This is a genomic window from Curtobacterium sp. NPDC087082 (assembly GCF_044745045.1).
GTDB lineage: Bacteria > Actinomycetota > Actinomycetes > Actinomycetales > Microbacteriaceae > Curtobacterium.
Map to the genome: position 1 here is coordinate 124536 of NZ_JBIUZN010000003.1, position 26778 is coordinate 151313.

Below are 26778 nucleotides of genomic sequence, written 5' to 3' on the forward strand. Positions count from 1 at the left end.
GCCGCCGGTTGGCGCCCCCGCGCCCTCGCGCCGGGGCCCCCACGGGGGCGCGGGCCGCGGGCCCCCCCCGCGGCGCGGGTCCGGGGCGGGCGGGGGGGGGGGGGGCCGGGGGCCCCCGCGCCTCCCGTCCCTCCTGTCGGGACGTCTCAGACGACGATCGCGACGACGCAGAGGGCGAACACGGCGATGCCGGACGCGACGGCCGGCACGTCCCAGCCCCGGACGACGGGGGCGTCGGGCGTGCGCCCGTGCCGTTCCGACCAGCGGTCGCGGACCGCGACGAACTCGTCCGGCTGCCGCAGCACGCGGGGCTCCCCGCGTCGGGTCGGCTTCGGCCGCGGCAGCGACGGACCACCCCAGCAGGTGACCCGGCGGCCGTCGGCGAGGTCGAGCACGATCTGCCAGCGCATCCGGACGTCCTCGACGGCGCCCCACGGGACCGTCGTCGACCGGAGCGGGTTCACCACCGTGATCGCGTCGTCGGTGATCCGTACGTGCGGGCGGAAGGTGAGCACCCAGAGCACCCAGACGAGCGCGGCGAGGGGACCGACGGCGTGCAGGACGACGTCCCAGCTCCCCCGCACCGCGGCGTCGCCGAGCATGAACAGCGCCAGGAACGCGACGAGGCCAGACGCGACCGCGCCTCCGCGGCCAGCGCGGAGGACGACGGTGCGTCCGGCCTCGTTCGTGTCCAGCGGGATCAGCGTCCGAACTCGAACCCGGCGCCGGGGATGGCGTCCAGCAGGTCCTTCGTGTACTGCTCACGCGGGTTGGCGAAGACCTCGTCGGTGGTCGCCTTCTCGACGATCTGTCCCTTGCGCATGACGCAGACGTTGTCCGCCACGAGGCGGACGACGGCCAGGTCGTGCGTGATGAACAGGTAGGTCAGGCCCAGCTCGGACTGCAGCTCGGTGAGCAGGTCGAGGATCTGGCCCTGCACGAGCACGTCGAGCGCGGAGACCGCCTCGTCGAGCACGATGACCTCGGGCTTGAGCGCGAGGGCTCGCGCCACGGCGATGCGCTGCCGCTGCCCGCCCGAGAGCTCGTTCGGGTAGCGGTTGACCATCGACTTCGGCAGCGCGACCTGGTCGAGCAGCTCCAGCACGCGGGCCCGGCGGGACGCCTTGTCGCCCACCTTGTGCGTGTGCAGCGGCTCGGCGATCGTGTTCCCGACGTTGTACATCGGGTCCAGCGAGCCGTACGGGTCCTGGAAGACCGGCTGCACGCGGCGGCGGAAGTCGAAGAGGTCCTTGCCCTTCAGCGCGCCGATGTCGATGCCGTCGAACTGGACCGTGCCGCTCGTGATGGCCTCGAGCTGCAGGACGAGCTTCGCGACGGTCGACTTGCCCGAACCGGACTCGCCGACGAGCGCCGTGGTGGTGCCCTTCGGGATCGAGAACGAGACGTCGTCGACGGCCTTCAGCTCGCGGGAGGCGAGGTTCTTGCCGCGCAGCTTGTAGACCTTCTCGAGGTTCTTCACCACGATGAGGTCCTTCGCCGGTGCCTGCTCGCGCTCCTGGGCGCGGGCGAGGAGCTCGGCGTCGTCGCTGCCGACGTCCGCGATGTCGACGCGCTGGTGCTGCACCTTGGACTGGATGCGACGGCTCGCGAGCGACGGTGCCGCGGCGACGAGGCGCTGCGTGTACGGGTGCCGCGGGTTCGCCAGGATCTCCTTCGAGGGCCCGGCCTCGACGACCTGGCCCTTGTACATCACGACGAGCTTCTCGGCGCGCTCGGCAGCGAGGCCGAGGTCGTGCGTGATGAACAGGACGGAGGTGCCGAAGTCGCGGGTGAGGGTCTCGAGGTGGTCGAGGATCACGCGCTGCACGGTGACGTCGAGCGCACTCGTCGGCTCGTCGGCGATGAGCAGCTTCGGGCGGCTCGACAGACCGATGCCGATGAGCACGCGCTGCCGCATGCCGCCGGAGAACTCGTGCGGGTACTGCTTCAGGCGGGTCGACGCGTCGCCGAGGCCGGCTTCCTGCAGGACCTCGACCGCACGGGCACGGATGGCGTGCTTGCCGGTCGCGATGCCGTTGGCCTTGATGGCCTCTTCGACCTGGAAGCCGATCGACCACAGCGGGTTGAGGTTCGACATCGGGTCCTGCGGGACGTAGCCGATCTCCTTCCCGCGGATCTCCGACATCTCCTTGTCGCTCAGGCCGACGAGCTCGCGCCCGTTGAACTTGATCGACCCGCCGGTGACCTGGCCGGTGCCGGGCAGGAGCTTGATGATCGCCTGGGCGCTCGTCGACTTGCCGGAGCCGGACTCGCCGACGATCGCGAGCCGTTCGCCCTGCTCGAGGGTGAAGCTGGCGCCGCGGACCGCCTGGACGAAGCCGTTCTGCGTCTTGAAGCCGACCTCGAGGTCGGTGATCTCGAGCAGGGGCGCACCGGAGCCGCCGGTACGGCTGGCGTTCGGCTGGGTCAGTGTCTCGCTCATCGGCGGGCCCTCGCCTTCGGGTCGAGTGCGTCGCGGACCACGTCACCGAGGAGGAGGAACGCGAGCACGGTGATGGACAGGGCGGCGGACGGCCAGAAGATGGTCGACGGCGCGGTGCGGATCGACGCCTGGGCGTTGCCGATGTCGACACCCCAGCTGAGCGCCGACTGCGGCAGTCCGATACCGAGGAAGGACAGCGTGGCCTCGGCGACGATGAACGTGCCGAGGGACACCGTCGCGACGACGATGACCGGTGCGAGCGAGTTCGGGACGACGTGGCGGACCAGCGTGGTGAAGCGGCTGACACCGAGCGCGGCCGAGGCCGTCACGTAGTCGGACTGCTTCGCGCTGAGCACGGCGCCGCGCATGATGCGGGCGATCTGCGGCCACGCGAACACGGCCAGCACGAGCGACACCGTCAGGGCGTTCCGCGCGGGGATCACGGACATGATCACGATCGCGCCGAGGACCGTCGGGATCGAGAAGAAGATGTCACCGATGCGGGACACGATCGTGTCGAGCCACCCGCCGAAGAAGCCGGCGAGGGCACCGATCACGATGCCGACGATCGACACGAGGACGGTCGCGACGACACCGACGATGAGCGAGTTGCGCGTGCCCCAGATGGTGCGGGCGTAGACGTCGTTGCCCTGGCGGTTGAAGCCCAGGATGTGGCCGGCCTCGGGTCCCTCGTTGCTCTTCGCCAGGTCCGCCGCACGCGGGTCGACGTGGGCGAAGAGGCCCGGGAAGAGCGCCACGAGGACGATCAGCAGGATGAGGACCGACGACACCCAGAACATCGGACGGGTCCGCATCGAGTCCCAGGCGTCGCTCCAGGTCGAACGGGTCTTCTCGTCCTCGTTGACCTGGTCGACCGCCTGGAGCGGGGTCTCCTCGAGCGGGGCGACGTAGTGCGTCGCCGAGCGGGGTGCGGCGTTACTTGGCATAGCGGATCCTCGGGTCCAGGACGGCGTAGAGCAGGTCGACCAGGAGGTTGGCGAGCATGAAGATGATGACCATCACGGCGACGAACGACACGACGGTCGGACCCTCGCCGAGCTTGACGGCCTGGAACACCGTGCCACCCACACCGTGGATGTTGAAGATGCCCTCGGTGACGACCGCGCCGACCATCAGGTTGCCGATGTCGACACCCAGGTAGGTCACCACGGGGATGAGCGAGTTGCGGAAGATGTGCACACCCACCACGCGACGGCGCGGGAGCCCCTTCGCGGTCGCGGTGCGGACGAAGTCGGCCGACACGTTCTCGGCGACGCTCGCGCGGGTGAGGCGGACGATGTACGCGAACGACACCGACGCCAGCACGATCGCGGGCAGGACGAGCTCGGACCACGGCGCCTGACCCGACACCGTGACCCGGAACAGGCCGAGGTTGATGCCGAGGACGTACTGCAGCAGGAAGCCGACCACGAACGTCGGGACCGAGATGAGCAGGAGGCTCACGACCAGGGCGGTCGCGTCGAAGAGCTTGCCCTTGCGGAGACCGGCGATGACACCGACGACGATGCCGGCGATCGACTCGAACAGCAGGGCGAGGATCGCGAGGCGAGCCGTGATCGGGAAGGCCTGCGCGAGCTGCGAGCTCACGGGCAGACCCGAGTAGGTCAGCCCGAGGTCGCCGCGGAACACGCCGCCGATCCAGAGCAGGTACTGGATGATGAACGGCTTGTCGAGGTTGTACTGCTGGCGCAGCTGCTCGATGACCTGCGGCGACGGCTGACGGTCACCGAACAGGGCGGCGATCGGGTCACCCGGCAGGGAGAACACCATGAAGTAGATGAGGAACGTGGCCCCGAAGAACACGGGGATGAGTTGCAGGAGGCGCTTGCCGAGGTACCAGGCCATCAGATCCCTGCCTGGTTCGGGACGCGCATGTCGTTCAGGTTCATGTCGTGAGGGGTGGACGGTCCGCGGGTCGGCACGGGAGTCCGGTGCGGGCGGCGGCGCCCGCTGTGGTGGGGGAAGGTGTTGCCGCCGAGGTACGGGGGCTCGGGAGCCTGGTGGGCTCCCGAACCCCCGTCCGGTGGTCGCGGAGCAGGATACCCGTCCGCGATGTGTCTCACGAGGAGACTGAGGTTACTTCTTGACCTCGACGTCGTAGTACAGCGGCACCGAGTTCCAGCCGAACTTCACGTTCGACACGGTGTCCGCGTTCCACACGCCGGTGACGTTGGAGTACCACAGCGGGATCTCCGGGAGGTCCTTGAACAGGAGCTCCTGCGCCTGGTCGAAGAACTTGTTGCCCTCTTCGACGGTCGCGGCCGAACGGCCCTTCTGGAGGAGCTCGTTGTACTCGGCCGAGTCGTAGCGCGAGTAGTTGCTCGACGAGCCGTCACCCATGGTCGGGCCGAGGAAGTTGTACAGCGACGGGTAGTCCGCCTGCCAACCGGTACGGCTGCCGCCCGTGAGCTTGTCGTCCGTCTGGACCGCGAGGGCCTCGGCGAACGTCGGGTACGCCTTGCCCTCGGCCTTGATGCCGAGCGTGCTCGAGATCGAGTTCGTGACCGCGGTCACCCACGCCTCGTGTCCGCCGTCGGCGTTGTACGAGATGGTGAGGGTGTCGTTGTACTTCGAGATCTTGTCGGCCTCGGCCCACAGCTCCTTGGCCTTCGACTTGTCGTAGGTCAGGACGTCCGAACCGTCGAGGTCGTCGTTCCAGCCGGCGATCACCGGGGAGGTGAAGTCCTTGGCCGGGGTGCGGGTGCCGTCGAAGATCTTGTCGGTGATCTGCTTGCGGTTGATCGCCATCGAGATCGCCTCGCGGCGGAGCTTGCCCTCTTCACCCTTCCAGTGGTCGAGGTAGTAGGGCAGGTAGATCGCCTGGAAGATCGCGGCGGCCTGGTTGACGTTCGAGTCCGGGAAGTCGGACTTGTAGGTCGCGAAGGCGCTGTCCGGCACGGCGTCGAGGACGTCGAGGTTACCGCCCTGCGCGTCGGAGTACGCGGTGTCCTGCGAGGTGTAGAACGTGACCGTCAGGCCACCGTTCTTCGGCTTGCGCTTGCCCTCGTAGTCCTTGTTGGTGACGAGCTTGATCGACTGGTTGTGCGTCCACGCACCCTTGCCGTCGAGCTTGTACGGGCCGTTGCCGATCGGGTTCTCGCCGAAGGCCTTGGTGTCCTTGTAGAACTCCGAGGGCAGCGGCACGAACGCCGAGTAGCCGAGCGACAGCGGGAAGTCCGACTGCGCCGACTTGAGCGTCACGGTGAACTCGTCGTCGCTGACGACCTTGAGGCCGGTGAGCTCGGAGTCCTTCGTGGCGTCGTAGCCCTCGATGTTCTCGAAGAAGTAGCTCGCGCCCTGCTTGTTCGAGAACTGGGCGGCCCAGTTCCACGCCTTCGTGAACGACTCGGCCGTGACCTTCTCGCCGTTGGTGAAGGTGTAGTCCGTGTTGAGCTTGATGTCGAACGTCTTCGAGTCATCGGTGTCGATGCTCTTCGCGACCTCGTTCACCGGCTTGCCCTTGGCGTCGTAGGACACCAGGCCTTCGAAGATCGAGTCGATGATCTTGCCGCCGCCGACCTCGGTGGTGTTCGAGGGGATGAGCGGGTTCTGGGGCTCGTTGCCGTTGGTGGTGACGATGCCGGACGCGTTCGTCGAGCCCGCCTTGTCACCTCCACTGCTGCTGTTGCTGGAGCAGCCGGCCAGGGCGATTGCTGTGGCCCCGAGCACGGCGAGGGCTGCGAGCCCAGCGCGCTTCTTGATCAAGATTCCTCCTGGTGCATGGGACGCGGCGGGCGCACGGGTGCCTGCTCGCCACGTTTGACCTTTGCACTGTAGGCAGTGTGGGGAGTGCTCACCAAGCCCAGGGGAGATCGGTTACAAATCGGAAACCAAGTTGCACGATCCTTGCGAGAGGATGCAAGATTCGGGCGGATCGCGGACGCCGGGGCGAGATTGTTGCAACCGCATCGAAATGCTTGCGTCCATGCACAACTCTGTGCAAGCCGACTGCCTGCCCGCGCACAGCAGTGTGCCCCGCCCGGGACACCGGACGGGGCACACGCTACGCGGGCTCGGGATCAGGCGAACGCCTCGACCGGCGGGCAGGCGCACACGAGGTTCCGGTCGCCGTACGCCTGGTCGATCCGGCGCACCGGCGGCCAGTACTTCCGGGCGCTGATGCCCGGCAGCGGGTACACCGCCTGCTCGCGGGTGTAGGCGTGCGTCCACTCCCCCGAGATCACCGACGACGCGGTGTGCGGGGCGTGCACGAGCGGGTTGTCGTCCGCCGGCCACTCCCCACGCTCGACCGCCGAGGCCTCGGCACGGATGGCGAGCATCGCGTCGACGAAACGGTCGAGCTCGGCGAGGTCCTCGCTCTCGGTCGGCTCGACCATGAGCGTGCCCGCGACCGGGAACGACATCGTCGGGGCGTGGAACCCGTAGTCGACCAGGCGCTTCGCGACGTCGTCCACCGTGATGCCCGTCGTGTCCCGGAGCGGGCGGAGGTCGAGGATGCACTCGTGCGCGACGAGACCCGACTCCCCCGTGTAGAGCACCGGGAACGCGTCGCGCAGGCGTGCGGCGATGTAGTTCGCCCCGAGCACCGCGGCCTCGGTCGCACGGGTGAGCCCCTCGAGCCCCATCATCCGGACGTACGTCCACGTGATCGGCAGGATGCTCGGGCTGCCGTACGGCGCTGCACTGACCGGGCCACCGGCGTGCGCGTCGCGGTCGGAACCCTCGGCGCGCACGGAGCCGGTGCGACGGTCGGCGTCCTGCGCGAACGGGTGGCCCGGCAGGAACGGTGCGAGGTGCGACTTCGCCGCGACCGGACCGACCCCGGGCCCGCCGCCACCGTGCGGGATGCAGAACGTCTTGTGCAGGTTGAGGTGCGAGACGTCCCCGCCGAAGTCGCCGAACCGAGCGTGGCCGAGCAGCGCGTTGAGGTTCGCGCCGTCGACGTAGACCTGGCCACCGGCGTCGTGCACGGCGGCGCAGATCTCGCGGATGTCGTGCTCGTAGACGCCGTGCGTGGACGGGTACGTGATCATGAGCGCGGCGAGCTGGTCGCCGTGCTGCTCGGTCTTCGCACGGAGGTCGTCGAGGTCGACGTTGCCGTTCTCGTCGCAGGCGACCACGACGACCTGCATGCCGGCGAGGACGGCCGACGCGGCGTTCGTGCCGTGCGCGCTCGACGGGATGAGGCAGACCGTGCGGGACTCGTCGCCGCGGGACCGGTGGTACCCGCGGATCGCCAGGAGTCCGGCGAGTTCGCCCTGACTGCCCGCGTTCGGCTGCAGGGAGACCGTGTCGTACCCGGTGACCTCGGCCAGCCAGGACTCGAGGTCGCCGATCATGTCGAGGTAGCCCTCGACGTCGTCGCGCGGCGCGAACGGGTGGATGTTCGCGAACTCCGGCCACGTCACGGCAGCCATCTCGGTCGCCGCGTTGAGCTTCATCGTGCAGCTGCCGAGCGGGATCATGCCGCGGTCGAGCGCGTAGTCCTTGTCGGCGAGGTGCTTGAGGTAGCGCATCATGCGGGTCTCGCTGCGGTGGGCGCTGAAGACCGGGTGCGTCAGGTACTCGCTGCTCCGCAGCAGATCGGACGGGAGGCGCGCGGCCGCGTCCCGCACGGCGGTCTCCGTCGCCGGGACGGTCGCGTCGACCGCGCCGAACACGACGGCGAGGGCCGTCACGTCCTCGGGCGTCGTCGTCTCGTCGACGGACAGCTGGAAGGTGTCGGCGTCGACGAGGTGCAGCAGGCGGTCCGCGTCACGGGCCGCGGCGACGAGTGCCTCGGCGCGTCCGGGCGCGCGGAGGGTGAGCGTGTCGAAGAACGCGTCGTGCACGACCTCGAGCCCGGCGTCACGGGCGGCCCCGGCGAGCGCCGACGTCGTCCGGGCGACGCGGCCCGCGATGAAGCGGAGCCCCTCGGGTCCGTGGTACACCGCGTACATCGAGGCCATCACGGCGAGCAGGACCTGCGCGGTGCAGATGTTGCTCGTCGCCTTCTCGCGGCGGATGTGCTGCTCGCGGGTCTGCAGGCTGAGGCGGTAGGCCATCTGCCCGTCGGCGTCGAAGGACACCCCGACGAGGCGGCCGGGCAGCTGGCGCTCGAGGCCGGCACGGACGGCGAGGTACCCGGCGTGCGGGCCACCGAAGCCGAGCGGGACGCCGAAGCGCTGGCTCGTGCCCACGGCGACGTCGGCGCCGAGGTCGCCGGGGCTGGCGAGGAGCGTCATCGCGAGGAGGTCCGCCGCGACGACCGCGATGCCCCCACCGGCGTGCACACGCTCGATGACCGACGACGGGTCGACGATCCGACCGGAGGCACCGGGGTACTGCACGATGACGCCGAAGGCACCGTCGAGCTGCTCGTCGGTCGGTCCGGCCACGGCGTCGAACCCGCGCAGGGCGATGCCGACGGCCTCGGCACGGTGGTGGAGCAGCGCACGGGTCTGCGGCAGCAGGTCGGCGTCGACGAGGAACGCGTCGCCCGTGACCTTGGACGCCCGGCGGGCGAGGAGCATGCCCTCGACCACGGCCGTGCCCTCGTCGAGCATCGAGGCGCCGGCGGTCGCCATGCCCGTCAGGTCCGAGACCATGGTCTGGAAGTTGATGAGCGCCTCGAGCCGGCCCTGCGAGATCTCCGGCTGGTACGGCGTGTAGGCCGTGTACCAGCTGGGGTTCTCGAGCACGTTCCGCTGGATCACCGCGGGGGTGTGGGTGCCGTGGTACCCGAGCCCGATCATGGCGCGACGGACGGTGTTGCGGGCGGCCTTGGCGCGGAGTTCGGCGAGCGCCTCGGTCTCGCCGATCGCCGCGGGGATGCCCGAGTGGACGGTCGGCGCCGCGTGGATCGCCTCGGGGATCGCGGCGCGGACGAGGGCGTCGAGGGACGGCTGGCCGACGGCGTCGAGCATCGTCCGCTGGTCGGCCGGGGTGGTGCCGATGTGGCGGTCGGCGAAGGACGTCTGGAGGTTCTGGAGGTCGCCGGTCATGCGATGGACGCCCGGTACGCGTCGTGGTCCATGAGGTCCTCGGGGAAGGAGGTGCCGTCCACCTTGATCTTGACGAGCCAGCCGGCGCCGAACGGGTCCTGGTTGACGGTGTCGGGGGCGTCGACGACGGCGTCGTTGATCGACACGACCTCGCCCTCGATCGGGGCGAAGAGTTCGCCGACGCTCTTGGTCGACTCGATCTCGCCGATCTGCTCGCCCGCGGTGGTGGCGGTGCCGACGGCGGGGAGCTCGACGTAGACGACGTCACCGAGCTGTTCGGCGGCGTGGTCGGTGATGCCGACCGTGACGGTGTCGCCCTCGACGAGCAGCCACTCGTGGTCGGCCGTGTACTGGAGTGCGGTCTGGTCGGTCATTGCATCAGCCTTTCGAGGCGCGGCGGTAGAAGGGGAAGGCGGTGACGGTGCTGGGGATGGCCGTTCCGCGGACGTCGATGTGGAGGAGCTGTCCCTCGGTGGCGAGTGCCGGGTCGACGAACGCCATCGCGACGGGGTGGCCGAGGGTCGGCGAGAGCGCGCCGGAGGTGACGGTGCCGACGACGACGCCGTCCTGCACGACGTCGTACCCGGCACGCGGGGCCCGGCGGCCCTCGGTGACCAGGCCGACGAGCACGCGGGCGTCGTCCGACGGGGTGACGCCGGTGGCACCGACGAAGTCGCCGTCCTTGGCCACGACCCGGCCGAGGCCGGCCTGGGCGGGACGGACGTCGGTGCCGAGCTCGTGCCCGTAGAGCGGCATGCCCGCCTCGAGCCGGAGGGTGTCGCGGGCGGCGAGTCCGGCGGGCACGACCCCGCGGTCGGCGCCGGCCTCGAGCAGGGCGTCCCAGAGCGCTCCGGCGACGGACGGGTCGCTGTAGACCTCGAAGCCGTCCTCGCCGGTGTAGCCGGTGCGGGCGACGAGGACCTCGGCGCCGTCGAACACCGCGTGCAGCGCCCGGTAGTACCCGAGCTCGTCGAGGGGGCTCTCCGGCTGGAGCCGGTCGGCGACGACGAGCGCGTCGAGCGTCCCGGCAGCGGCCGGGCCCTGGATCGCGACCAGTGCGGTGGTGTCCGAGTCGTCCGACACCTCGACGTCGAAGCCGTCGGCCCGTGCCGTCAGGGCGTCCACCGCGACCTGCCGGTTCGACGCGTTCGCGACGACGAGGAAGACGTCCTCTTCGGTGCGGTAGACGACGAGGTCGTCGAGGATGCCGCCGTCCTCGGCGAGGAGGAGTGAGTACTTCGCCCGTCCGACCGGCATCGCGCCGAACGACCCGGCGAGTGCATGGTCGAGGAAGGCCACGGCCTGCGGACCGGTGACGCCGACCTCGGCCATGTGCGAGAGGTCGAAGACACCGGCGGCCTGACGCACGGCGTGGTGCTCGGCGAGGTCGGACGAGTACCGGACGGGCATCCGGTACCCGGCGAAGTCGGTGAAGGTGGCGCCGGCGGCTTCGTGGGCGGGCTCCAGCGGCGACGAGCGCAGTGGGGACGTTGGCATGGGCGGAGTTCTCCTGGCATCGGCAGGACCCGACGACCGTCGTCGGGCGGAACTCCCCCTCTGTCATGGGCCTGAGAGTTTCACCGCGGCCCGTGAGGTCCGGCGGCTTTCACCGTGGGCGAGCCACGGACCGACCCGGTGGGGGCATCGTGGCTGCTTTTCAGAGTGGCCTGTCCGCTGCGGTGTGGGACCTGAGAGATTGTCGGGGGGATTGCTCCTTCGGTGCCGTGCTGGGTGCCCAGGGCACCGCACGACGTCTCCCGCGACGGATGAACGGCCGGTCTTCAGTTGTCGGGCCGATCATACCGACCCCGCGTTTCGGGCATGTGACGGACCCCGTGGTTCGACATCTCGTAGAATGCGGGGATGGCAGGTCAGCGATCACGCCCCCGCGGGCAGCTCGAGCAGGCGGTGCTCGACGCGCTCTGGTCGGCGGACGGCGGGCTCAGCGCGCGCCAGGTGCTCGACGCCTTCCCGGAACCCCGGCCCGCACTGACGACCGTGCTCACCGTGCTCGACCGCCTCGGTCGCAAGGGCCGGGTGGAGCGGCAGCAGCACGACGACGCACCGCTCACCTTCCGTGCGACGAACAGCAGGGAGGAGCAGACCGCCTCCCTCATGTCGAACGCCCTCGCTGCCGCGACCGACCGCGAAGCCGCCCTGCTGCAGTTCACCGGCTCGCTCGCCTCCGACGACCTCGACGTCATCCGCCGCGCCCTCGACGCCCGAGCCCGTTCCTGACGGATCCGCCGTGGTCGTCACCGGAGTCGTCCTCATCGCGCTCGCCCTGGCGGTCGTGGTGCTCGCGCCCCGGGTCCTGACCCGCTCCGCGTGGACGATCGACCGGCCGCGAACCGCGCTGGTGTGCTGGTCGGTGGCGGTGCTGCTCGGCGTGGTCGGCTTCGTCGCGGGCATCACGTTGCTCGTCGTGGCGAACCGCCCGATCACCGACCCGATGGGCTTCGGCGGCTCCCCCACGCACGGCCTCAACGTCGGGGTCGCCCTGCTCGCCGTGCTCGCGTTCGTGATCGCGGTCCGGGTCCGGCCCGGCCCCGAGCACGAGGCCGTTCGCGAGGCGATGCGCTCCGGCGCGGCACCGCACCGCGAGATCGACGGCACGCCGGTGTCCGTCCTCGAGGCGGACCACGCACTCGCCTGCGCCGTCCCCGGCAGGTCCGGCGGCGTGCTCGTGAGCACCGGGCTCGCGGACCGTCTGCGCACCGACGAACTGGAGGCCGTGGTCGCCCACGAACGCGCGCACCTGACCCAGCGCCACGCGGTCGCGGTCGGGATCGCCGAGTCGATCGAGCGTGCGGTCCCGTGGATCCCCGGTGCGCGCGCCATGGCGCGCTCGACGCGCGTCCTCGTGGAGTTCGCCGCCGACGACGCGGCCGCACGACGTGTCGGACGCGACGCGCTGCGGCGAGCCGTCCTGGTGGCGGACGGGACGAGCGCGCTCGGGGCGATCCGCGCCTCCCGTCTGGGGTCCTGACGCGTGTCGGCGGTGGGGCATATGGTGATGGCACCGTGAAGCCACTGACCGAAGCAGACATCCGTTCGTCGTTCGTCAACGCCACCCCGGACGAACTCGCCCAGCTGCCCATCCCCGGCCTGCACGAGACGCTGTGGGACGAGCGCGAGTTCCTCGGGTGGCGCGACCCGCAGGCCGCCCGCCGCGGCTACATCGTGTCGTGGATCGACGACCGCCCGGTCGGGATCGTCGTACGCTCCGCCGGCGGGTCCCTCCGCCCCGGGATCGCGGCGATGTGCTCGTTCTGCCACTCCCCGCAGCCGGCGACGCAGGTCCGCCTGTTCTCGGCCGCGCGTGCCGGAGAATCGGGGCGGAACGGCAACACCATCGGCTCCTACATCTGCGAGGACCTCGGGTGCCCGATGCTGATCCGCACCGCGCCGCCGCACCTCAACCCGCCGGCGACGATCGCGATGCGCGGCGAGGCGCTCCTGCAGCGGGTGCGGAACTTCACCGAGGACGTGGCGAAGACCGCGTGAGCCGGTTCAGCACCGCCCGGTGGGCCGTCGTCGAGGAACTCGGGGACGGCCGGTGGCGCCTCACCCTGCGGGACGAGGCCGACGACGAGCTCGGCGCGTTCGGGCTCGGCGTCGAGGGGCCGTGGGACCCGGACGTCGAACCGCACGTGGGCTTCGTGCTCGCGCAGCTCGGCCTGACGCTCCGCGGAACTCGACCCTGGCGGGTGGACGAGCTCGGGGACCAGCGGGTACCGGTGCTGCCGCTGGCGTGAGGGGCCCGGCGCTGCGGACTCACTCCGTCGCGGCGATGAAGTTCCGCAGGATCTCGCGGTCGTCGTCCGCGCGGGCGGCCCAGACCAGCTCGCTCCGGTGGTCGTCCGCCTCGAGCGGCAGCAGCACGACGGTGTCCGGAGCGGCGAGCGTGGCGCTCTCCGGCGCGACCGTCACCCCGAGGCCGGCGCCGACCAGGTGCAGCACCGTGGCCCAGGTGGTGGCCTCCTGCACGATGACGGGTCGCCGGGCGCCGGACACCACCGGGGCGAGGTTGCGTTCGGTCGCGACCGATCCGGCCTCCGCCGGGAAGAACACGAACGGATCGTCGAGGAGCTCCGGTCCCCGGATCGATGCCCGCGCCGCGAGCCGGTGCCCACGCGGGACCGCTGCCACGAAGCGCTCGCTGCGGAACGGCAGGAAGCGCACGGCCGGGTCGGGATCGGGATCTCGTACGATCGCCAGGTCGAGCTCCCCGCGGACGATCCGCGCGAGCAGGGTCGACGAGTAGCCCTCGGTGAGTTCCACGCGGACGAGCGGGTAACGCTCCCGGAACACCTGCACGCGTTCGATCGGACCGAGCGGCAGCGCGGAGACGACGAACCCGACGTCGAGCCGACCCGCTTCGCCCCGGCCCACCCGCACGGTCTCGTCGAGGTCCCGGCGCGCCTGCTGCAGGAGCGATCGTGCCCGGCCCTGCAGCACCCGTCCGGCCGGGGTGAGCGCGACGCTGCGGCTCGTCCGCACGAAGAGGTCGACGCCGAGCGCCCGTTCCGTCCGCCGGATCTGCTGCGACAGTGCCGGCTGCGCGATCCGGAGCGCCTCGGCAGCACGTCCGAAGTGCAGTTCGTCGGCCACGGCGAGGAACGCCCGGAGCTGCCGGAGGTCGACGTCGGGCTCACGATCCATGCACACAGCGTATCGATCCGCGCGAACGAGTATTGGACGGGACTCGGCACGGCGTCCGATGATGGGTGCATGCCCGATGCGACCACCACCGACGCCGTGCTCATCACCGACATCGCCTCCGCTGCCGACGCCGAGGCGTTCCGCGTCCTCAACGAGGCGTGGATCAGCCGGTTCTTCACGCTCGAGGACGAGGACCGCAAGCTCCTCGGCGACCCGCTCGGCCAGATCGTCGAGCCCGGCGGCGCCGCCTTCGTCGCACGGCTCGGATCGGACGGGCCGGTCATCGGATGCGTCGGCATCGCGCCCGTCGGGCCCGGGGTGTTCGAGCTGGTCAAGATGGCCGTCTCGCCCGAGCACCAGGGGCACGGCACCGGCCGGAAGCTCATCGCCGCGGCGCTCGAACGTGCCCGGGCGATCGGTGCGCACCGGGTGGTGCTGGAGAGCAACGCGCAGCTGGCCAGCGCCGTGCACCTGTACGAGGCGTTCGGGTTCCGGCACCTCGGCCACGACGAGGTCGCGCCCAGCCCCTACGCCCGCGCGGACGTCCACATGACACTCGACCTCTGAGCGGAGCCGCCAGGGAGCGGTACCGACCCGGTACGCTCGCGGCATGGCGACACACGAGGTGCAGGCCGTTCGCGAACGCGGCGCGTGGCAGGTGTTCATCGACGGGTTCCTGGTGACCGAGGTCACCCGGTGGCCCTCCGTCGGGTTCGTCGCCCGCGAGTGGATCGGGCTCACCGAAGAGGTGCCCGCGCGCGAGGTCGACCTGACGATCCGCGTCGTCGGACGCAACCAGTACGTAGCCTGACGCTCCCCGTCAGCGGGCAGCTGCGACGAGCTGGCGCCCTCGCCGGGGAGACGCCACCATGGACCGCGTGAGCACCACGACCTTGGACGACCTGATCGCGATCGGCGAAGCCGCCGACGTCACCGGCTGGGACTTCTCGTGGCTCGACGGCCGCGCCACCGAGGAGCGCCCGCCGTGGGGCTACGCGAAGCTGCTCGGCGAGCGACTCGGCCGCCTCGCCGAGGTCCCCGGTTCCGCCAGCCTCGACGTGCAGACCGGCGGTGGTGAGGTCCTCGCCGAGGCCACGGCGTTCCCGGCCACCGCGGTCGCGACGGAGTCCTGGGCGCCGAACGTCGCCGCCGCCACTCGGCTCCTGCACCCGCGCGGAGTGGTCGTCGTCGCTGACCCGGACGAACCACCGCTGCCCTTCGCCGACGGCGCCTTCGACCTCGTGACGAGCCGGCACCCCGCCGCGATCCACTGGGACGAGATCGCCCGGGTACTCGCCCCCGGAGGCACCTACTTCGCCCAGCACGTCGGCCCGGCGAGCGTGTTCGAGCTCATCGAGTTCTTCCTCGGCCCGAAGCCGATCGAGCGTCGGGGGCGACACCACGACGACGAGGCAGACGCCGCGCGCGCCGCCGGCCTCGAGGTCGTGGACCTCCGGACCGCTCGCACCCGCATCGAGATCCGCGACGTCGCGGCGGTGGTCTACCTGCTGCGGAAGGTGATCTGGTGGGTGCCGGACTTCAGCGTCGAGCGGTACCGCGACCGTCTGCGCGACCTGCACGAGCTGATCCAGCGGGACGGACCGTTCGTGGCGTCCTCAGCCCGGCACCTCATCGAGGCGCGCCGACCCGAGTAGCCGACCCGCGCCTCCAGGCCGACGGCAACAGCCGACAGCCGACAGCCGACAGCCGACAGCCGACAGCCAGCAGCTGACGGCCCACACCAGCCCGCCGCTCACACGACGTGCCAGACCAGCCCCTCCTGCGCACTCGACGGGTAGGCCGCCGCGATCCGCAGCACCGCCTCGCGCAGCGTGTCCGGCGAGCACGCCAGGTTGAGCCGCGCGAACCCGCGGCCCTGCGATCCGAACCCGAGGCCGGAGTTCAACGCGACGTAGGCGTGCTCCCGGAGCGGCACGGCCGGGTCGTCCCCGAGCCCGATGCCGCGGAAGTCAAGCCACGCCAGGTAGCCGGCGCGGGGCCGGGTGTACACGACGCCGGGCAGGTGCTCCGCGAGGAGGGAGCCGAGCAACCGCTCGTTCGCGACGATCCGGGCGACCACGTCGTCGAGCCAGTCCGTCGCCAGGCTGAACGCCGCGAGGTTCGCGTGCAACCCGAGGATGCTCGTGCGGCAGGCGACCTCCTCCCAGAGCGTGTCGAGGAGCGCTGCCGTCCGTGCGTCCCCGGCGACGATGATCGAGCACTTCACCCCGGCGAGGTTCCAGCCCTTGCTCGCGCTCGTGACGCAGATGCTCCGCGCACCTGCGGGCTCGGCCACCGCGGCGAACGGGGTGAAGCGGACACCGGGGTGCGTCAGCGGTGCGTGGATCTCGTCGCTGATGACGAGGACGTCGTACCGTGCGGCCAGTTCGGCGAGCGCCACGAGGTCGTCGTGGTCGTGCACGAGGCCGACGGGGTTGTGCGGGTTGCAGAGCAGGAAGACGCGGACGCCGTCGGCGAAGGCGCGCTCGAGGCCCTCGAGGTCGAGCCGGTAGACGCCCCACTGCTCGAGCAGCGGGACCTCTTCCACCTGACATCGGGCCTCTTCGACGAGCTCGAAGAACGGCGGGTACACCGGCGGCGTGATCGCGACCCGGCCGCCGTCCGGCAGCGCGAGGCGGAGCGACTCGACGATCCCGACGCTGACGTCCGTGGCGAGGGAGACCCGGGCGGGGTCGACGTCCCAGTCCCAGCGGTCCTTCGCGAACGCGGCGAACGCCGGTGCGAGCGGCCCGGGCCCGTCGAGGTACCCGAGGTCGGACTGCTGCACCCGCTCGATGAGCGCCTGCCGGATCGCCGGCGCGACCTCGTGGTCCATCTCGGCGACGAACAGGGGCAGCACGTCGGGCGCGTACCGCGTCCACTTGATGCTCGTGCGGACCCCTCGCAGGGTGCCGACCGGGTCCTCCTCGTCGTGCGCCATGCGTCCCAGCATGCATCGGACTGGAGGCGCGGCGCGAGTCCGGCCGTCATCCTGCGTCGTGCGCGGGCCGGCCCGGGCGCGCGCGGGGCGCGGGCCGGCCCGCGCGCCGGGGCCGCGGATCGCATCGTGAGCAGAAATGGTCGGGTTGCCTGCGCCGACCCGACCATTGCTGCTCAGCAGATGCGCGTCACGCCCCCGACTCGGGCTCGACCGCGAGCCAGAGCTCGGCCTCCGCGGTACGACCGCCGGGTGCGAGCCGGACACGAGCGATCTCCGGCGCCGCCACCAGACGGTACGGGTTGGCGGGCAACCACTCCCCGAACGCCTGCGGCCACAGCGCCTGGATCGCTTCGGGCACCGCTCCCGAGCCGGAGAACACGACCCACGTCGCAGCCGGCACCTCGATGACGTCGAGGCCCGGTGCGCTCTCGACCGAGGTGGCGGCGACCACCGAGTAACGGAGGAGACTGCCGTCCGCGCGGCCCTCGGTGAACGCATCGGACACCGACAGCACGCCCGACGGCTCCTGGTCGGACAGTCCGGCGATGCGCTCCCGGTCCTCGGGGGTGATGCTGCGTTCGAACGCCTGGATCGCGTCGTTCGGCCCCTCGTACACGAGCGGGACACGGGTCGAGCGTCCGACGAGACGGAAGGCGGGTTTCTGGACGAGGCGGTACTGCACGGGAGTGCTCCCTTCGACGGTGAGACGGAAGGACAGCCGACCCTGCGACCGGAGGACGGCGCCGGGCTCGCGCGCCTCCTGCGGCCCGATGCCGTGCACGGCGCGGAACGCCCGCCCGAAGGCATCGGCCGAGCCGTACCCGAAGCGTGCGGCGACGTCCGAGACGGTCGTCGTCCCCGAGGCGATGACGGCCGCGGCGAGCGTCATCCGCCGACGTCGGACGTACTCGGACAGCGGCATCCCGGCGAGCGCGGAGAACACGCGCCGGAAGTGGTACTCGCTCGTCCCGGTGATGCGCGCGAGCTCGTCCACGTCGAGCACGGTGTCGTCCGGGCCGCCGTCGAGGTGTTCCTCGACCGCGGCGATCGCCTCGTTCCAACGCTCCATGTCGGTGTCCTTCCTGGTGGTGTCCTCGACGCTACGGTGACGTCGCGCGACGGACACGATGATCCCTGCCCGGGCTGGTCGGCCTACTGTCTGCGTCATGAGCACGAGCACCGCCGACAAGGCGACCACCCTCAAGCAGCTGCACGAAGCACCGGAGATCCTCCGCGTCGTCAACGTCTGGGACGCGATCAGCGCGAAGGTCGTCAGCGACCTTCCGGAGACGAAGGCGATCGCCACCGCCGGGCACTCCATCGCCGCCTCGCACGGGTACGACGACGGCGGGATGCCGCTCGACCTGGCACTGTCGGGCGCCGCGATCGTCGCCGCCGCCACGGACCTGCCCGTCACGGCGGACCTCGACGACGGTTACGAGGACCCGGCCGAGACGATCCGCCGCGCGATCGCTGCGGGGATCGTGGGCGCGAACGTCGAGGACCGCCTCCGCCCGTTCGACGAGGCCGTCGCCCGGGTCGCCGCCATCACCGCCGCCGCCCAGGCCGAGGGCATCGACTTCCAGCTCAACGCCCGCACCGACGCCATCGCCCGCGGCGGGGACCGCCCGATCGAGGAGAGCATCGCCGACGCGATCGCCCGCGGCAAGGCGTTCCTCGACAACGGCGCCGCGCTGGTGTTCGTGCCGGGAGCCATCCAGCGTGACGTCGTGGAGCAGCTCGTCGCGGGTCTCGGTCGCGGCAAGCTGTCCGTGATCGGGCTGCCGGGCGCCCTGCCCGCCGCCGAGTACGAGGCCCTCGGGGTCGCCCGTATCTCGTACGGCCCGCTGACGCAGCGCGTCGCGCTCCGCGCGCTGCGCGACCTGGCGACCGACCTGTACGGCGGTGGCGTCGTGCCGGAGGACACCCCGACCCTGAACTGAACCAACAGGCGGCCTGGAGGCGCGGTGCCAGCTGGCACCGCGCCTCCCGTCCGTCGGTCGGTCGCCTCCGATACCTTCTTGCCATGACCCTGGACGTCGACGCGCTGCTCGCACCGCCCTCCCCCGTGGCCGCGCGGGCGCTCGATGTCGTGCGCGCGTGGTCCTCGCCGGCGCTGGTGAACCACTGCCTGCGCTCGTGGGCGTGGGCGTCGCTCCTCGCACCGACCATCGAGCTCGAACCGGACCGTGAGCTGCTGTTCGTCGCCACGATGCTGCACGACCTCGGTGTGACGCCGTCCTTCGACGCCCACGCCGTGCCGTTCGAGGACGCCGGCGGTGCTGTCGGCAGCGTGTTCGCCCTCGGTGCCGGGTGGGACGTCGCCCGTGCCCGTCGGGTCGGTGAGGTGATCGAGCGCCACATGTGGACGTCAGTCGACCCCGCGCTCGACGTCGAGGGACACCTGCTCGAGGTCGCGACCTCGCTCGACGTCTCCGGGGCCGGGTTCGCCCGGTGGACGGCGTCAGACCTGCTCGCCGTCACCGCGGCAGTCCCCCGCCTCGACTTCTCCGAGGCGTTCGACGGGCTGATCCACGAGCAGGCCGGTCGCAAGCCGTCGTCCTCCGCCGCCAGACTCGACGGCTCGGGCAACGTCGCTGCCGGTGGGAGCCGCTGGACATCGTTCCTGGACAATCCGGGCATCGTCGAGTAGAGTGTTTTTTTGGTGCACTGCAGCGAACCCATCTGACTCGCGCACACCGAACCGTCTCGAAGCCGACTCACCCGAGTCGCATTCCCACGAGACCACCGCTCGATCCGAACGGACGAGCTGCACGTCGAAGCTCGACGTGCGCGCCCCGCACTCGATGCGTCGCGCCGGACTCAGCCGTCCGCCGACACCGAGTCGCCCTGGGCGCCGAACGACCAGGAAGTACCGCAACACCATGACCAGCAACGAACGAATCACCATCACCGGCACCGCCCTCGCGGCGCCGACCGTCTCCCCCGACCGCATCGCCGAGTTCGGTGTGCGCGACGAGCGCTCGCAGCGCGAGTACCTCGTCCGCATCCCGGCCGACGACCTCGGTCTCTTCATCACCCGTGGCGCCCGCGTCGACATCGACGGCGAGGCCGGCTGGACCGTGCCCGGTCGCTCGTGGCGCGGCGAGGCGAGCCGCACGCTCGTGCAGGCGCAGTCCGTCCGCGTCGGCGAACTGGCACTCGCAGCCTGAGCCCCAGCACGACACACACGAAGGCCGCCGAGCATTGCTCGGCGGCCTTCGTCGTGTGTCGGGTCAGTCGGCCCTGTCCGCGGCCGCCGTGTCCGCGTCCGCCGTGTTCGCTTCGTCGGCGTCGGCGAAGCGGTGCCCGCCGTCGACGTCCACCGGCCGTTCCGTCCCCGCTCGCTCCGCAGCGTCCCGCAGCCGCCGGATGAACGCGTGGTCCTCGGGCTCGAGTTCGTCGTCGGGCGCCGCGCTCACGGTCAGCTCGCTCGCGGGGCCGATCAGCACCGTCGTCCGGGTCACCGAGCCGTCGTCGGCCACCGCGGGGATCGCAACGGTGTCGGTCCTGCCGTTGGCACCGAGGATCGCCGCGTAGTCCGCGACCGCATCGGCGATCGCGTCCCCCGTGAGGATCTGGCTGCCGTCGTAGTGGATGTACTTCACGTTGCCTCCTAGCCTCTCGACGGTAGGTGGGCGTGATGCGCGTGGGCCGAGCAAGCGCGTTCTGTGGCCAAACCGACGCGAGCGCGGCGGCGTGCGGCAGCGACGAGCTGTGACGCCGCCGCCAGGACTCCGGGCACGATCGCGATCAGCCCTGAGGCCGTCGACCCCACGGAGATCAGGACGACCGCACCCGCGAGCGCACCGACCGTCAGCACTTGCGCACCGATGACACCGATCACCACTGCTGCGGACTCCGCGCGGCTCACGCGCTCGATCGCGTCCGCCGCGACGGCTTCGGAACGGAGGTGGCAGTCGATCAGCTGCCGAGCTGACCCCCCGACCACGAGGTCGTCGTCGCGGAGCGCTCGCGGAGAAGCAATGGGCCCGCTGAACAGTCCGGCAGCAGCTACCGCGAAGACGTCGTTCTCTCCGTCTTCCCGGGAGCCCGACCGAGCGCCGCGCTCCGCCGCTCCGTCAAGATCGTCCGCATCGCTCGCAGCCTGGTGGTGTCGCCCGACAGCCCGACACTCGCTCCGTGCAGGAGCGCACTCATGATCTTCATCGGCATCGTGCAAGTCCCGTCCTCTCCATCGCAGTCACTCGATGCTCGCGCAGACGCCTCGACGGCCGCGAACATTCGGAATGTACGGGCGGATCGACTACCCACCCCCATGGTGGTGATCTGGAGGTGCCCCGATGCTCGTCGAACGCAGCGCCGCCCTCATCACTGAGGCGGTGCCCCTCTGAGCGGGACGGATCAGTACTCGCCCTTGACGACGAAGTACGAACCGCGGATCGTCCCCGCGAGCTTCGACTTCTGCCGCGCGAACTTGAACTTGTCCGCCAGCTCCTCCGGCACCTCCATGCCGTCCGAGAGCTTGAACCCGACCGCTCGCTTGCCGCCCGGCTCCAGCGTGTAGAGGACGTTGACCGCGAGTCCGGACTCGTAGAAGACGTGGGTCCAGCGGATCCCGTCGACGAAGGCCTCGGTGGCTTCGAGCGGCTTCGAGGCGATGACCAGCCCCCGCTCCTCCTGGAGGACCTTCGTGACGTAGTCGACCAGGTCGGGTACATCCTCGGCGGGGTGGGTGGTGAAGACGTGGTCGTACTTGTTCTTGAAGTAGCGCGCCTCGTTCGCCCGGAGCCCGGCGAGGGCATCAGCGACCGGCGATGACTCCAACCCGACGGTGGACACGTGTTCGAAGTCGACGACGTACGACATGGGGCCTCCTCGGCGATGGACTCAGCGCCAACCTAGCGCGGCGATGCGAACAGACGCCAAGCCAGCCGGTCCGACGCACGCATCCGCGGTTGCGGTCAGACGAGCTTCTCGAAGACCATCGTCGCCTGGATCCGGTCGCCGCCGCCGAAGCCTGTGCTGCCCGAGGACGACGTGGTGATCGTGTGCAGCCGGTACCCGAGCGCCGCCTGCGCGTTGATCGCCCGCTCGAGCTCCGTGAGGTTGCCGGACCCGGTACCGAAGAACTTCTCCTTGAGCACCACCTGCAGGACGACGTAGCTCATACCGGCTGGAGCAGGGCGCGGCTGCCCACCGGCGGAGGCCTCGGCCTGGATACGGTCGATCACCCCGCCGAGTCCCGGTGACGGCGCTGCCGCGGGCTGCACCTGCTCCGTCCACGCGGAGCCGTCCCACCACCGCATCGTCCCGGAACCGTCGTCGTACCAGCCCGCCTGCGCGTTCGTCATGTACCCATCCTGGCGGCGTGCGATCGATTCCGGCGACGGCACTGCAAATCCCCCAGCACCGTCCGGCGAAGCCGCGCGTTGGTCACGCTCACCAACATCGTGCCCTAGGCTCTTTGAGTAAACATCAACAAATCGGGGGAAGAACCATGGCAGTGCAGACCGCGATCGACCCAAGCGTGCAGCAGCAGGTAGCGAACGAGCTTGGACTCTACGTCTACATGCTCGTCGATCCCGCGACGGGTGTGCCCTTCTACGTCGGGAAGGGAAAGGGCGAACGTTTCGCCTCCCACGGGAGGGAAGCGCTGCTCACGGACAGCGCCGAGACCCCGAGCAACAAGATCGCCAAGATCAAGGCGATCCGGGAACTCGGCGCTGAACCGGAGATCTGGATCGTCCGCTACGGCATGCGATCCGAGGTCGAGTACACGTCTGTCGAGGCCGCGTGCATCGACCTACTCCGCTCGATGCCGGTCCTCGCACGGGCCACAGGAACCGTGCGGCTTCCCGGAGGCCAAGCCGCCCAGCTCACGAACGCACGACGAGAGTCGGCCAAGGGGCACGGCATCATGCGACTCCAGGACCTTCTCGACGAGATGTCAGCGCCGCCGCTCGAGACGGACGAACCCCTGCTCATCATTTCGCTCGGCGCGTGGACCAGCAGTCGCGAGGAGGCGCTCGACGGCTCCGAACTGGACGGCTACGGGTACAAGGCGGACTGGCTCCCGCGAGCGGAGCGCGAGAAGCACTCCCAGGAGATCGGGCAATCGGCGTCGAAGTGGTTCAAGTTCTCCGAAGCCACGGTCGAGCGCCACGGGATCGAGTACGCCGTCGCAGCGCATCGCGGCGTGACTCGCGCACTCCTCCGGATCGTCCCGGGCTCGTGGCAGCACCAAGGGTCGGGCACTCATCGCCGGAGCGGCTTCCGCTTCGAGGTCGTGAGCGACGGAGCACTGTTCGAGGAGACGGTCGGCGCGTACGGCCACCGCCTGCCGGAGAAGAGGCGTGGCGAGCAGTCGACGTTCCGCTACTGGCCCTACGCCCGCTGAGGACGGACCGAGGCGCACAACCCGGACGACGGGTCAGTTGTTGAAGCGGAACTCCACCACGTCGCCGTCCTGCATGACGTAGTCCTTGCCCTCGATCCGGGCCTTGCCGTGCGCACGGGCCTCGGCGATGGAGCCGGCGGCCATGAGGTCCTCGAACGAGATGACCTCGGCCTTGATGAAGCCCTTCTCGAAGTCGGTGTGGATCACGCCGGCAGCCTGGGGTGCCTTCCACCCCTTGCCGATCGTCCACGCGCGCGCTTCCTTCGGACCGGCCGTCAGGTAGGTCTGCAGCCCGAGGGTGTCGAAGCCGATGCGGGCGAGCTGGTCGAGGCCGGACTCGGTCTGCCCGGTGCTCTCGAGGAGCTCCGCGGCGTCGGCCGGGTCGAGCTCGATCAGCTCGGACTCGACCTGTGCGTCGAGGAACACGGCCTGGGCGGGCGCGACGAGCGCGGCCAGTTCGGCCTTGCGGGACTCGTCGGTGAGGATCGCCTCGTCGACGTTGAAGACGAAGATGAACGGCTTGGCCGACAGGAGCCCGAGCTCGGCGATCGGAGCGAGGTCGATCGAGGTGGCGGACAGGAGCGTGCCCTGCTCGAGCGCTGCCTTGGCCTCACGAGCGGTCTCGAGCACGATCGGCTCGGCCTGCTTCAGCTTCACGGTCTTCTCGTACCGCGGCAGCGCCTTCTCGATGGTCTCGAGGTCGGCGAGGATCAGCTCGGTGTTGATGACCTCGAGGTCGTCCTTCGGCGACACCTTGTTCGCGACGTGCACGACGTCGTCGTCGCTGAACCCACGGACGACCTGCGCGATGGCGTCGGCCTCGCGGATGTTGGCGAGGAACTTGTTGCCGAGCCCCTCGCCCTCGCTCGCGCCCTTGACGATGCCGGCGATGTCGACGAACGACACGGGGGCCGGCACGGTCTTCTCGGAGTTGAAGAGCGTCGCGAGCTGGTCCAGCCGCGGGTCGGGGAGGTTCACCACGCCGACGTTCGGCTCGATCGTCGCGAACGGGTAGTTCGCGGCGAGGACCTGGTTCTTGGTCAGGGCGTTGAACAGGGTCGACTTGCCGACGTTCGGGAGACCGACGATTCCGATGGTGAGTGCCACGGGAGGACAGCCTACCGGCGGCCGCCCGCCGGGGCCGACCCGCGCCTCCAGTCCGGCAGTCCGACAGTCCGACAGTCCGACAGTCCGACAGTCCGACAGCCCGACGCGGACGGCCGACCGTCGACTGCCGACGCCCGACGGCTGGGACGGCCGGCCCGGCCGCAACGCCGAGGGGCTCTGCGGCGATGTCGGCGCCGCGTGCGACGATCGGGACCGTGCCGTTGAACTTCACCGCGATCGACTTCGAGACCGCGAACAGCTCGCCTGCCAGCGCCTGCTCGGTCGGACTCGTCAAGGTCCGCGCGGGCAGGGTCGTCGAGCGGGCGTCGTGGTTCATCCGGCCGCCGCTCGGGCACGACGCCTTCCTCGAGTGGAACACCCGCATCCACGGCATCGTCGCGTCGGACGTCGTCGGGGCGAAGTCGTGGGAGCAGCAGTACCCGGACATCGTGGCGTTCGCCGACGGGGACGTCCTCGTGGCGCACAACGCCCGCTTCGACATGGGCGTGATCGCCGGTGGGTGCTCGGCGACGGGGATCGACCTCGCGGAACACCACTCGCTGTGCTCGCTGCAGGTCGCCCGCAAGACCTACACGCTCGACTCCTACCGCCTGCCGATGGCGGCACGGGCCGCCGGGTACGAGGGCTTCCAGCACCACGACGCGGCCGCCGACGCCGAGGCGTGCGCGGCGATCGTCGTGCACGCGGCCGGGCACCACGGGACGGACACGGTCGAGGCGCTCGGCGCGGCCGTCCGGGTCGCCATCGCTCCAGTGCGGGCCCGAGCGGAGAAGCCGCGGACGGCTGCGCAGCCCCGGCTGTCGAACCGCCCGATGATCTTCGCCGACTGACGACGGCCACGCTGGCCGGTCCGCCGCGGGCCCGGTGGTATTGTCACGACAATCCCTACTGCTGAAGGACCGCGATGACCAACGAAGGCCAGCTGCCGTCCGACCTGTTCATGGACCTGGACCGGTCGGGTCCGATGCCCCTGTACTTCCAGGTCGCCTCGCGCATCGAGGAGTCGATCCGCTCCGGCGCGATGCCCCCGGGTGCCCGCCTCGAGAACGAGATCGCCCTCGGTGAGCGGCTCGGGCTGTCCCGGCCGACGATCCGCCGGGCGATCCAGGACCTCGTCGACAAGGGACTGCTCGTGCGCCGGCGCGGGATCGGCACCCAGGTCGTGCACGGCCCGGTGACCCGCAAGGTCGAGCTGACCAGCCTCTACGACGACCTCGCACAGGGGTCGCAGGCGCCGGCGACGAAGCTCCTCGAACGCAACGACGTGCCCGCCCCGGACGCCGTCGCCGAGGCGCTCGGCATCGCACCGGGCACCACGGTCGCCCACATCCGTCGCGTGCGCTTCGCCGAGGACGTCCCGATGGCGATCCTCGAGAACTACCTGCCGCCGGAGTTCCTCGAGATCACCGACGATGACCTGCAGACCCACGGCCTGTACCAGCTCCTGCGCGGCCGCGGCGTGACCATGCGGGTCGCGAAGCAGCGCATCGGCGCCCGAGCGGTCACCGACGAGGAGGCCGGCCTGCTCGAGATCGAGGACGGCGACCCGGTGCTCACGATGAGCCGCACCGCGTACGACGCCTCGGGCCGCGCGGTCGAGTACGGCGTGCACTGCTACCGCCCGGACCGCTACTCGTTCGAGGTCACGCTCGTCGACAAGTAGGCGGCCCGCTCAGGCGAACGAGGGGACCCCGAGTTCGCCCGTCACGTACTGCGCCCGGCCGAAGCCGAAGGACCAGTCCTCCGGGCCGTTCTCGACGTACCCGATGAAGACGTCCTCGGACGCGACACCGACCCCCGCGAGGCCGTCGTGGATCGCGCGGTAGAGCTCCTGCTTCGCGGCCTGGTCGCGCCCGCGCTGCGTGAAGACCTGGATCATCACGACGCCGTCGGTGCGCTCGAACCCGAGTCCGGCGTCCTCGGCGATGATCTGCTGCGCCGGGTGCTCGGTGACGATCTGGAACCGGTCGCGTGCGGGGATGCCGTACACGTCGACGATGGCGGTGTGGATCGCGTCGGCGACGGCACGCACGGCCTCGGGCGTGCGGCCGGTGGCGAGGTCGATACGGACGAGCGGCATGGTGCCTCCTGCAGGTCGATACTTTGTCCTGACAAACTAACATGGATTGCGACGGCAGGACGAGCAGACGGGAGGCGGGGGGGCCGCGGGGCCCCCCCCCCCCCGCCGGGGGGGGGGGGGGGGGGGGGCGGGGGGGGGGCGCCCCGGCGGGGGGGGGGGGGGGGCGGCCGGCCCCCCCCGGCCCCCCCCCCGCGG

29 protein-coding genes and 1 riboswitch are annotated in these 26778 nt (G+C 70.7%); of the genes, 13 read left to right on the forward strand and 16 right to left on the reverse strand.

Annotated elements, in window-relative coordinates; all coding sequences use genetic code 11:
• Nucleotides 1-146: 146 nt before the first annotated feature.
• The 8 genes from ACIPEP_RS09605 to gcvT form a co-directional block, all read right to left on the reverse strand.
• On the reverse strand, nucleotides 147-602 hold the full coding sequence (locus ACIPEP_RS09605; RefSeq protein ID WP_156794744.1) for a PH domain-containing protein: 456 nt from the start codon (nucleotides 600-602) through the stop codon (nucleotides 147-149).
• Between the two features lie 98 nt (nucleotides 603-700).
• Nucleotides 701-2443, reverse strand: a complete 1743-nt coding sequence (locus ACIPEP_RS09610; RefSeq protein WP_070416715.1) for an ABC transporter ATP-binding protein — start codon at nucleotides 2441-2443, stop codon at nucleotides 701-703.
• On the reverse strand, nucleotides 2440-3390 hold the full coding sequence (locus tag ACIPEP_RS09615; RefSeq protein WP_070416716.1) for an ABC transporter permease: 951 nt from the start codon (nucleotides 3388-3390) through the stop codon (nucleotides 2440-2442). The genes ACIPEP_RS09610 and ACIPEP_RS09615 overlap by 4 nt, the downstream gene beginning before the upstream one ends.
• The gene (locus ACIPEP_RS09620) at nucleotides 3380-4309 is read right to left on the reverse strand and encodes an ABC transporter permease (protein WP_071294538.1); all 930 of its coding nucleotides are present in this window, start codon (nucleotides 4307-4309) and stop codon (nucleotides 3380-3382) included. Before ACIPEP_RS09620 ends, ACIPEP_RS09615 begins: the two co-directional genes overlap by 11 nt.
• Nucleotides 4310-4540: 231 nt before the next feature.
• Nucleotides 4541-6169: an ABC transporter substrate-binding protein gene (locus tag ACIPEP_RS09625; protein ID WP_070416718.1), complete on the reverse strand. Its 1629-nt coding sequence runs from the start codon at nucleotides 6167-6169 to the stop codon at nucleotides 4541-4543.
• A gap of 314 nt (nucleotides 6170-6483) precedes the next feature.
• Nucleotides 6484-9408, reverse strand: coding sequence for an aminomethyl-transferring glycine dehydrogenase (gcvP, locus tag ACIPEP_RS09630; protein WP_402717123.1), 2925 nt, complete (start codon nucleotides 9406-9408; stop codon nucleotides 6484-6486).
• Nucleotides 9405-9782 (reverse strand): glycine cleavage system protein GcvH, encoded by a 378-nt coding sequence (gcvH, locus tag ACIPEP_RS09635; protein ID WP_402717124.1) that lies wholly within the window; start codon nucleotides 9780-9782, stop codon nucleotides 9405-9407. The genes gcvP and gcvH overlap by 4 nt, the downstream gene beginning before the upstream one ends.
• 4 nt (nucleotides 9783-9786) lie before the next feature.
• The gene (gcvT, locus tag ACIPEP_RS09640) at nucleotides 9787-10905 is read right to left on the reverse strand and encodes a glycine cleavage system aminomethyltransferase GcvT (protein ID WP_402717125.1); all 1119 of its coding nucleotides are present in this window, start codon (nucleotides 10903-10905) and stop codon (nucleotides 9787-9789) included.
• A gap of 170 nt (nucleotides 10906-11075) precedes the next feature.
• A riboswitch (glycine riboswitch) is annotated at nucleotides 11076-11178 on the reverse strand.
• Nucleotides 11179-11271: 93 nt separating this feature from the next.
• Here gcvT and ACIPEP_RS09645 point away from each other — a divergent pair.
• The 4 genes from ACIPEP_RS09645 to ACIPEP_RS09660 are packed head-to-tail and all read left to right on the forward strand — an operon-like array spanning nucleotide 11272 to nucleotide 13166.
• Complete coding sequence (locus ACIPEP_RS09645) at nucleotides 11272-11646, forward strand: BlaI/MecI/CopY family transcriptional regulator (RefSeq protein ID WP_070416722.1); 375 nt, start codon at nucleotides 11272-11274, stop codon at nucleotides 11644-11646.
• 10 nt (nucleotides 11647-11656) lie between these two features.
• Nucleotides 11657-12397, forward strand: coding sequence for a M56 family metallopeptidase (locus ACIPEP_RS09650; RefSeq protein ID WP_070416723.1), 741 nt, complete (start codon nucleotides 11657-11659; stop codon nucleotides 12395-12397).
• A 35-nt stretch (nucleotides 12398-12432) separates the two neighbouring features.
• Nucleotides 12433-12915 (forward strand): FBP domain-containing protein, encoded by a 483-nt coding sequence (locus ACIPEP_RS09655; RefSeq protein WP_070416724.1) that lies wholly within the window; start codon nucleotides 12433-12435, stop codon nucleotides 12913-12915.
• Nucleotides 12912-13166, forward strand: a complete 255-nt coding sequence (locus ACIPEP_RS09660; RefSeq protein WP_402717126.1) for a hypothetical protein — start codon at nucleotides 12912-12914, stop codon at nucleotides 13164-13166. Before ACIPEP_RS09655 ends, ACIPEP_RS09660 begins: the two co-directional genes overlap by 4 nt.
• 19 nt (nucleotides 13167-13185) lie before the next feature.
• Here the strand turns inward: ACIPEP_RS09660 and ACIPEP_RS09665 are convergent, their stop codons facing one another.
• On the reverse strand, nucleotides 13186-14073 hold the full coding sequence (locus ACIPEP_RS09665; protein ID WP_402717127.1) for a LysR substrate-binding domain-containing protein: 888 nt from the start codon (nucleotides 14071-14073) through the stop codon (nucleotides 13186-13188).
• A gap of 69 nt (nucleotides 14074-14142) precedes the next feature.
• Between ACIPEP_RS09665 and ACIPEP_RS09670 the strand changes: the two genes are divergently transcribed.
• From ACIPEP_RS09670 to ACIPEP_RS09680, 3 genes are read left to right on the forward strand one after another with little or no spacing between them, the layout of a single operon-like run.
• A complete protein-coding gene (locus ACIPEP_RS09670) occupies nucleotides 14143-14640 on the forward strand; it encodes a GNAT family N-acetyltransferase (RefSeq protein ID WP_229085175.1) in 498 nt (165 codons plus the stop codon).
• A 43-nt stretch (nucleotides 14641-14683) separates the two neighbouring features.
• Complete coding sequence (locus ACIPEP_RS09675; protein WP_071294532.1) at nucleotides 14684-14884, forward strand: hypothetical protein; 201 nt, start codon at nucleotides 14684-14686, stop codon at nucleotides 14882-14884.
• A 58-nt stretch (nucleotides 14885-14942) separates the two neighbouring features.
• Entirely contained in the window at nucleotides 14943-15728 is a 786-nt protein-coding gene (locus tag ACIPEP_RS09680; protein WP_402717128.1) for a class I SAM-dependent methyltransferase, read from the forward strand.
• A 98-nt stretch (nucleotides 15729-15826) separates the two neighbouring features.
• On the opposite strand, the gene ACIPEP_RS09685 is transcribed toward ACIPEP_RS09680, so the two are convergent.
• Nucleotides 15827-17014 carry a MalY/PatB family protein gene (locus ACIPEP_RS09685; RefSeq protein ID WP_402717129.1) on the reverse strand — a complete coding sequence of 396 codons (1188 nt, stop codon included), beginning with the start codon at nucleotides 17012-17014 and terminating at the stop codon, nucleotides 15827-15829.
• 187 nt (nucleotides 17015-17201) lie between these two features.
• On the reverse strand, nucleotides 17202-18083 hold the full coding sequence (locus ACIPEP_RS09690) for a helix-turn-helix domain-containing protein (RefSeq protein ID WP_402717130.1): 882 nt from the start codon (nucleotides 18081-18083) through the stop codon (nucleotides 17202-17204).
• Nucleotides 18084-18180: 97 nt separating this feature from the next.
• On the opposite strand from ACIPEP_RS09690, the gene ACIPEP_RS09695 reads away from it, so the two are divergent.
• From ACIPEP_RS09695 to ACIPEP_RS09705, 3 genes are all read left to right on the forward strand, one after another.
• Nucleotides 18181-18957: an isocitrate lyase/phosphoenolpyruvate mutase family protein gene (locus ACIPEP_RS09695; protein WP_261646333.1), complete on the forward strand. Its 777-nt coding sequence runs from the start codon at nucleotides 18181-18183 to the stop codon at nucleotides 18955-18957.
• A gap of 83 nt (nucleotides 18958-19040) precedes the next feature.
• Nucleotides 19041-19667: an HD domain-containing protein gene (locus ACIPEP_RS09700; RefSeq protein ID WP_402717131.1), complete on the forward strand. Its 627-nt coding sequence runs from the start codon at nucleotides 19041-19043 to the stop codon at nucleotides 19665-19667.
• 232 nt (nucleotides 19668-19899) lie between these two features.
• Nucleotides 19900-20187, forward strand: a complete 288-nt coding sequence (locus ACIPEP_RS09705; protein WP_071294526.1) for a hypothetical protein — start codon at nucleotides 19900-19902, stop codon at nucleotides 20185-20187.
• Nucleotides 20188-20250: 63 nt separating this feature from the next.
• Here the strand turns inward: ACIPEP_RS09705 and ACIPEP_RS09710 are convergent, their stop codons facing one another.
• The 3 genes from ACIPEP_RS09710 to ACIPEP_RS09720 form a co-directional block, all read right to left on the reverse strand.
• Entirely contained in the window at nucleotides 20251-20622 is a 372-nt protein-coding gene (locus tag ACIPEP_RS09710) for a hypothetical protein (protein WP_402717132.1), read from the reverse strand.
• A gap of 757 nt (nucleotides 20623-21379) precedes the next feature.
• Nucleotides 21380-21844: a phage tail protein gene (locus ACIPEP_RS09715; RefSeq protein ID WP_071294524.1), complete on the reverse strand. Its 465-nt coding sequence runs from the start codon at nucleotides 21842-21844 to the stop codon at nucleotides 21380-21382.
• A 95-nt stretch (nucleotides 21845-21939) separates the two neighbouring features.
• On the reverse strand, nucleotides 21940-22329 hold the full coding sequence (locus tag ACIPEP_RS09720) for a DUF2510 domain-containing protein (RefSeq protein WP_083403153.1): 390 nt from the start codon (nucleotides 22327-22329) through the stop codon (nucleotides 21940-21942).
• 146 nt (nucleotides 22330-22475) lie between these two features.
• On the opposite strand from ACIPEP_RS09720, the gene ACIPEP_RS09725 reads away from it, so the two are divergent.
• A complete protein-coding gene (locus ACIPEP_RS09725; protein WP_402717133.1) occupies nucleotides 22476-23375 on the forward strand; it encodes an LEM-3-like GIY-YIG domain-containing protein in 900 nt (299 codons plus the stop codon).
• Nucleotides 23376-23408: 33 nt separating this feature from the next.
• Here the strand turns inward: ACIPEP_RS09725 and ychF are convergent, their stop codons facing one another.
• Nucleotides 23409-24482, reverse strand: a complete 1074-nt coding sequence (gene ychF / locus ACIPEP_RS09730) for a redox-regulated ATPase YchF (RefSeq protein WP_402717134.1) — start codon at nucleotides 24480-24482, stop codon at nucleotides 23409-23411.
• Nucleotides 24483-24697: 215 nt separating this feature from the next.
• Here ychF and ACIPEP_RS09735 point away from each other — a divergent pair, with 215 nt between their 5' ends.
• The gene (locus tag ACIPEP_RS09735) at nucleotides 24698-25333 is read left to right on the forward strand and encodes an exonuclease domain-containing protein (protein WP_083295392.1); all 636 of its coding nucleotides are present in this window, start codon (nucleotides 24698-24700) and stop codon (nucleotides 25331-25333) included.
• Nucleotides 25334-25407: 74 nt separating this feature from the next.
• Nucleotides 25408-26166: a GntR family transcriptional regulator gene (locus tag ACIPEP_RS09740; protein ID WP_070416740.1), complete on the forward strand. Its 759-nt coding sequence runs from the start codon at nucleotides 25408-25410 to the stop codon at nucleotides 26164-26166.
• 9 nt (nucleotides 26167-26175) lie between these two features.
• On the opposite strand, the gene ACIPEP_RS09745 is transcribed toward ACIPEP_RS09740, so the two are convergent.
• Entirely contained in the window at nucleotides 26176-26583 is a 408-nt protein-coding gene (locus ACIPEP_RS09745) for a tautomerase family protein (RefSeq protein ID WP_070416741.1), read from the reverse strand.
• Nucleotides 26584-26778: the final 195 nt, after the last annotated feature.

Coding starts and splice junctions, on each gene's coding strand:
- ACIPEP_RS09605 (WP_156794744.1), bottom strand. CDS start 602: ATGCTCGGCGACGCCGCGGTGCGGGGGAGCTGGGACGTCGTCCTGCAC.
- ACIPEP_RS09610 (WP_070416715.1), bottom strand. CDS start 2,443: ATGAGCGAGACACTGACCCAGCCGAACGCCAGCCGTACCGGCGGCTCC.
- ACIPEP_RS09615 (WP_070416716.1), bottom strand. CDS start 3,390: ATGCCAAGTAACGCCGCACCCCGCTCGGCGACGCACTACGTCGCCCCG.
- ACIPEP_RS09620 (WP_071294538.1), bottom strand. CDS start 4,309: ATGGCCTGGTACCTCGGCAAGCGCCTCCTGCAACTCATCCCCGTGTTC.
- gcvP (WP_402717123.1), bottom strand. CDS start 9,408: ATGACCGGCGACCTCCAGAACCTCCAGACGTCCTTCGCCGACCGCCAC.
- gcvH (WP_402717124.1), bottom strand. CDS start 9,782: ATGACCGACCAGACCGCACTCCAGTACACGGCCGACCACGAGTGGCTG.
- gcvT (WP_402717125.1), bottom strand. CDS start 10,905: ATGCCAACGTCCCCACTGCGCTCGTCGCCGCTGGAGCCCGCCCACGAA.
- ACIPEP_RS09645 (WP_070416722.1), top strand. CDS start 11,272: ATGGCAGGTCAGCGATCACGCCCCCGCGGGCAGCTCGAGCAGGCGGTG.
- ACIPEP_RS09665 (WP_402717127.1), bottom strand. CDS start 14,073: ATGGATCGTGAGCCCGACGTCGACCTCCGGCAGCTCCGGGCGTTCCTC.
- ACIPEP_RS09670 (WP_229085175.1), top strand. CDS start 14,143: ATGCCCGATGCGACCACCACCGACGCCGTGCTCATCACCGACATCGCC.
- ACIPEP_RS09675 (WP_071294532.1), top strand. CDS start 14,684: ATGGCGACACACGAGGTGCAGGCCGTTCGCGAACGCGGCGCGTGGCAG.
- ACIPEP_RS09680 (WP_402717128.1), top strand. CDS start 14,943: ATGGACCGCGTGAGCACCACGACCTTGGACGACCTGATCGCGATCGGC.
- ACIPEP_RS09685 (WP_402717129.1), bottom strand. CDS start 17,014: ATGGCGCACGACGAGGAGGACCCGGTCGGCACCCTGCGAGGGGTCCGC.
- ACIPEP_RS09690 (WP_402717130.1), bottom strand. CDS start 18,083: ATGGAGCGTTGGAACGAGGCGATCGCCGCGGTCGAGGAACACCTCGAC.
- ACIPEP_RS09695 (WP_261646333.1), top strand. CDS start 18,181: ATGAGCACGAGCACCGCCGACAAGGCGACCACCCTCAAGCAGCTGCAC.
- ACIPEP_RS09700 (WP_402717131.1), top strand. CDS start 19,041: ATGACCCTGGACGTCGACGCGCTGCTCGCACCGCCCTCCCCCGTGGCC.
- ACIPEP_RS09705 (WP_071294526.1), top strand. CDS start 19,900: ATGACCAGCAACGAACGAATCACCATCACCGGCACCGCCCTCGCGGCG.
- ACIPEP_RS09715 (WP_071294524.1), bottom strand. CDS start 21,844: ATGTCGTACGTCGTCGACTTCGAACACGTGTCCACCGTCGGGTTGGAG.
- ACIPEP_RS09720 (WP_083403153.1), bottom strand. CDS start 22,329: ATGACGAACGCGCAGGCGGGCTGGTACGACGACGGTTCCGGGACGATG.
- ACIPEP_RS09725 (WP_402717133.1), top strand. CDS start 22,476: ATGGCAGTGCAGACCGCGATCGACCCAAGCGTGCAGCAGCAGGTAGCG.
- ACIPEP_RS09740 (WP_070416740.1), top strand. CDS start 25,408: ATGACCAACGAAGGCCAGCTGCCGTCCGACCTGTTCATGGACCTGGAC.
- ACIPEP_RS09745 (WP_070416741.1), bottom strand. CDS start 26,583: ATGCCGCTCGTCCGTATCGACCTCGCCACCGGCCGCACGCCCGAGGCC.